We start from the raw sequence: 3,966 nt of genomic DNA, 5'->3' as shown, positions 1-3,966 counted from the left end.
GGAGGCAGGGGGGATGCCCAGAGCCGGCCATGGATGGCCGGCGGCCGGAACTGGGAGCAGGATGCGCATATTCCGGCTGGGCATCCCCCCTGCCTCCACGGCGGGCAGCGCACTCCCTCCGGAGCAATCACCCGCACCCTCCCGGAGCAATCACCCGCACCTTCCCGGAGCAATCACCCGCAAGCTCCACGCAATCGGGAGAAGAACCGTTTTTTTGCCGGGTTCACCGGGACAAAGGTGACCCGACGGCACCTACTCGGTGCGGGCGACCTGCTCGCTCTCCACCACCATGTCCAGCACGTTCACGATGGACGAAGCGTCCGCGGGCACGTCCTGGCGCCGGAAGCGGTCCACGCGCAGCACGTTGCGCACGCCGGGCTGGTGTTCGTAGCCTTCGATCTCTTCGTACAGCGGGGCCCATTCGCCGGTGCCCTGCTTGAGGCCGTCGGCGTCGTACTGCAGCTCGCGGACCTCGAGGCAGCGATGGTCCGGCATCAGAGGATGGTCGCAGTCGATGCGCTCGGCCGCGACCTCCAGGAACACGCGTTCCGGGTCACCTCCGTGGCGGGTGCGCGCGTTCGGCGCGCCGGTGAAGGCCAGCGTGTCGCCCAGGGCGTTGACCAGCTGCAGCCGCGGCGGCTCGCCGGCTTCGACGTCGAGCGCATGGCTGCCGGCCAGGCGGGTATGGGCTTCGCGCTCCATCGCCATCAGCGGCTCGGCGCAGGCCATCTGCGTGCTGATCATCGGCCCCAGGGTGAGTTCGCCGGCGGCCAGGTTGAAGTCCGCGCCCATGCCGTTGCAGGCGTTGGCCACCGACACCCGGCCGTCGGCGAAGTCCAGCTGCAGCGGGGCCTCGGCATTGGCGAACAGCGCGTCGATGCGGGCGCCGTCGGCGGCGGTGGCCGAGTCCAGCTGCCAGTGGTAGCCACCGAGGGTGGCCGCGACGTCGGGGACGGGCGCGTGGCCCGGGGGAGCCGGAGCCGGTTCCGATGCCGGCGCGGTGGCGGGCGTCGAAGCCGACGGATCGTCGCCGGTGCCGGGCGAACAGGCCGCGAGCGCGAGTGCCAGCGGCAGGGCGAACAGGGACGGATGGTTCATCGGGCGATCTCCAGGGGCAGGGACAGGGGCCAACGCGCGGCGGCGCCCGACGGGGTCGGGCGTGGCGTCATTCGCCCATCGGCAGCCACAGCAGCAGTGCCGCGCCCAGCAGGATGCGATACACGGCGAAGCCGGTGAACCGATGGTGCTCGATATACCCCAGCAGCCATTTGACGACCATGAAGCCGGTGATCGTGGCCGCGGCGAAAGCGATGCCGACGTCGGCCCAGGCTTCGCCGCCCAGTCCGCCGTCCATCGCCAGCTCCAGGAAGGTGTAGGCGCTGGCCGCGAACATGGTCGGGATGCCGACCAGGAACACGAACTCGGCCGCCGCCGTGCGCCGGCTGAGGCCGAACAGCATGGCGATGAAGATCGCCGCCGCCGAGCGCGAGGTGCCGGGAAAGACGCCGGCCACCACCTGCGCCAGGCCGACCAGGACGGCGATCGTCCAGGTGACCTCGGTGCCGTCGGGGCTGCGACGCTCGGCCACGCGTTCGGCGACGATCATCCACACGCCGCCGATGATCAGCGCCCAGGCGATCGGGCTTACGGTTTCCGGCAGCTCCCAGCCCAGCAGGCGCACCGGCAGGCCGACGAGCGCGGTGACCAGGAAGGCGACGGCCAGCTTCATCGCGTAGTCGCGGTTGCGGGCCTCGCCAAGGCCGGTGGCCAGGCCGGTGATGCGCTCGCGGAACACCAGGGTGATGGCGAGGATCGCGCCGGCCTGGATGACGATGTTGAAGAAGTCCGAGCGCGCGCCCAGCCAGTACTGCGCGATCAGCAGGTGGCCGGTGCTGGAGATCGGCAGGAACTCGGTCAGGCCTTCGAGGATGCCAAGGAGCAGGGCGGCCAGCGGGTCGGTCATCGGCAGGGATCCAGCGGTGCGGTGGATGGGTGCGGCGGCACGGGCTGGATGAACAGGGCCACGTGCGGCGCGCGTACAAGCGCGGGAGCATAGCGGATCGGGTCAGCACCAGGATGGTGCATCCGTTTCATGTGCGCACCAAAGAAGGGCGTCATGCGCGTGCAGTCCGCGGGAAATTCACGTCAAATCAGACGCTTGTGTGATGGCATGGCACTTGCGTTCAACCGCCCGATGCCCGGCCTCCCGGGCCCCCTGACCATCCGGAGCCACCATGTCCATCGAAACCGTCGAAAAGCTCATCAGCGACCACCGGGTCGAATTCATCGACCTGCGCTTCTCAGACATGCGCGGCGTGCAGCACCACGTCACCTATCCGGCGTCGATCATCGAGCCGGCGCTGTTCGAGGACGGCAAGATGTTCGACGGCTCCTCGATCGGCGGCTGGCGCGGCATCCACCAGTCCGACATGGTGCTGCTGCCCGACCCCGACACCGGCTTCCTCGACCCGTTCACCGCCGATCCGACCCTGGTGCTGACCTGCGACGTGCTCGACCCGACCACGATGCAGGCCTACAACCGCGACCCGCGCGGCATCGCGCGCCGCGCCGAGGCCTACCTGAAGTCCAGCGGCATCGCCGACCAGGCCTTCTTCGGCCCCGAGCCCGAGTTCTTCATCTTCGACTCGGTGCGCTATGCCAACGACATGGGCCACACCTTCTTCCACGTGGATTCGGAAGAGGCCGCGTGGAACTCCGGCCGCGAATACGAAGGCGGCAACACCGGCTACCGCCCGGGCGTGAAGGGCGGCTACTTCCCGGTGGCGCCGCTGGACTCGCTGCACGACATCCGCGCCGAGATGTGCAAGACCCTCGACGCCATGGGTATCGAGACCGAGGTCCACCACCATGAGGTCGCCAACGCCGGCCAGTGCGAGATCGGCACCCGGTTCAACTCGCTCACGCGCAAGGCCGACGAGCTGCTGACCACCAAGTACGTGGTCAAGAACGTGGCCCACCGCAACGGCAAGACCGCCACCTTCATGCCCAAGCCACTGGTCGGCGACAACGGCAGCGGCATGCACGTGCACCAGTCGCTGGCCAAGGCCGGCGTGAACCTGTTCGCCGGCGACGGCTACGGCGGCGTGAGCCAGACCGCGCTGTGGTACATCGGCGGCGTGTTCAAGCACGCGCGCGCGATCAACGCCTTCTCCAATGCCAGCACCAACAGCTACAAGCGCCTGGTGCCCGGCTTCGAGGCGCCGGTGATGCTGGCCTACTCGGCGTCCAACCGCTCCGCCTCCTGCCGCATCCCGTACGTGAGCAATGCCAAGGCGCGCCGCATCGAGTTCCGCTTCCCGGACGCGATGAGCTCCGGCTACCTGCTGTTCACCGCGTTGATGATGGCGGGCCTGGATGGCATCAAGAACCAGATCGACCCGGGCGGCCCCAGCGACAAGGACCTCTACGACCTGCCGCCGGAAGAGGCCAAGGGCATCCCGACGGTCTGCCACTCGCTGGACCAGGCGCTGGAAGCGCTGGACGCCGACCGCGAGTTCCTCAAGGCCGGCGGCGTGATGAGCGACGACTTCATCGATGCCTACATCGCGCTGAAGATGAAGGAAGTCACCGCGTTCCGCTCGGCGACCCATCCACTCGAGTACCAGATGTACTACGCGATCTGAGAGCGGATGCGGGACTGCGCGGCGCGGCGGCGGGGGCCAAGGCCCTTGAGGACTCATGTCCCCCGGCGCTGGCCTGCGGCCATCGCCTCCTCCTTGACTTCGCCCTCAAGGGCCTTGGCCCCCGCTGCGCAGCAATGTGCGGTGGCTGGTGGGAAAAGGCACGGGCTTCTGCGCACCTGCAGCCGAAGCGGGCCCAGGGGGGGGGGGGGGGGGGGGGGGGGGGGGGGGGGGGGGGGGGGGGGGGGGGGGGGGGGGGGGGGGGGGGGGGGGGGGGGGGGGGGGGGGGGGGGGGGGGGGGGGGGGGGGGGGGGGGGGGGGGGGG

At 69.7% G+C, this 3,966-nt stretch carries 3 protein-coding genes; 1 reads left to right on the top strand and 2 read right to left on the bottom strand.

Annotated elements, in window-relative coordinates:
- Positions 1 to 252 precede the first annotated feature (252 nt).
- Positions 253 to 1,098 carry an META and DUF4377 domain-containing protein gene (locus WCD84_RS14295; RefSeq protein WP_343281799.1) on the bottom strand — a complete coding sequence of 282 codons (846 nt, stop codon included), beginning with the start codon at positions 1,096 to 1,098 and terminating at the stop codon, positions 253 to 255.
- 67 nt (positions 1,099 to 1,165) lie between these two features.
- Positions 1,166 to 1,963 (bottom strand): undecaprenyl-diphosphate phosphatase, encoded by a 798-nt coding sequence (locus WCD84_RS14290; RefSeq protein WP_343256055.1) that lies wholly within the window; start codon positions 1,961 to 1,963, stop codon positions 1,166 to 1,168.
- A 271-nt stretch (positions 1,964 to 2,234) separates the two neighbouring features.
- Between WCD84_RS14290 and glnA the strand changes: the two genes are divergently transcribed.
- Entirely contained in the window at positions 2,235 to 3,644 is a 1,410-nt protein-coding gene (glnA, locus tag WCD84_RS14285; protein WP_343256056.1) for a type I glutamate--ammonia ligase, read from the top strand.
- The last annotated feature ends 322 nt before the right edge of the window (positions 3,645 to 3,966 follow it).

The sequence above is a fragment of the Luteimonas changyuni genome (assembly GCF_039548395.1).
Taxonomy (GTDB): Bacteria; Pseudomonadota; Gammaproteobacteria; order Xanthomonadales; family Xanthomonadaceae; genus Luteimonas.
The sequence above is the reverse complement of the archived record's forward strand: the minus strand, read 5'-3'. Positions and strand labels throughout refer to the sequence as shown.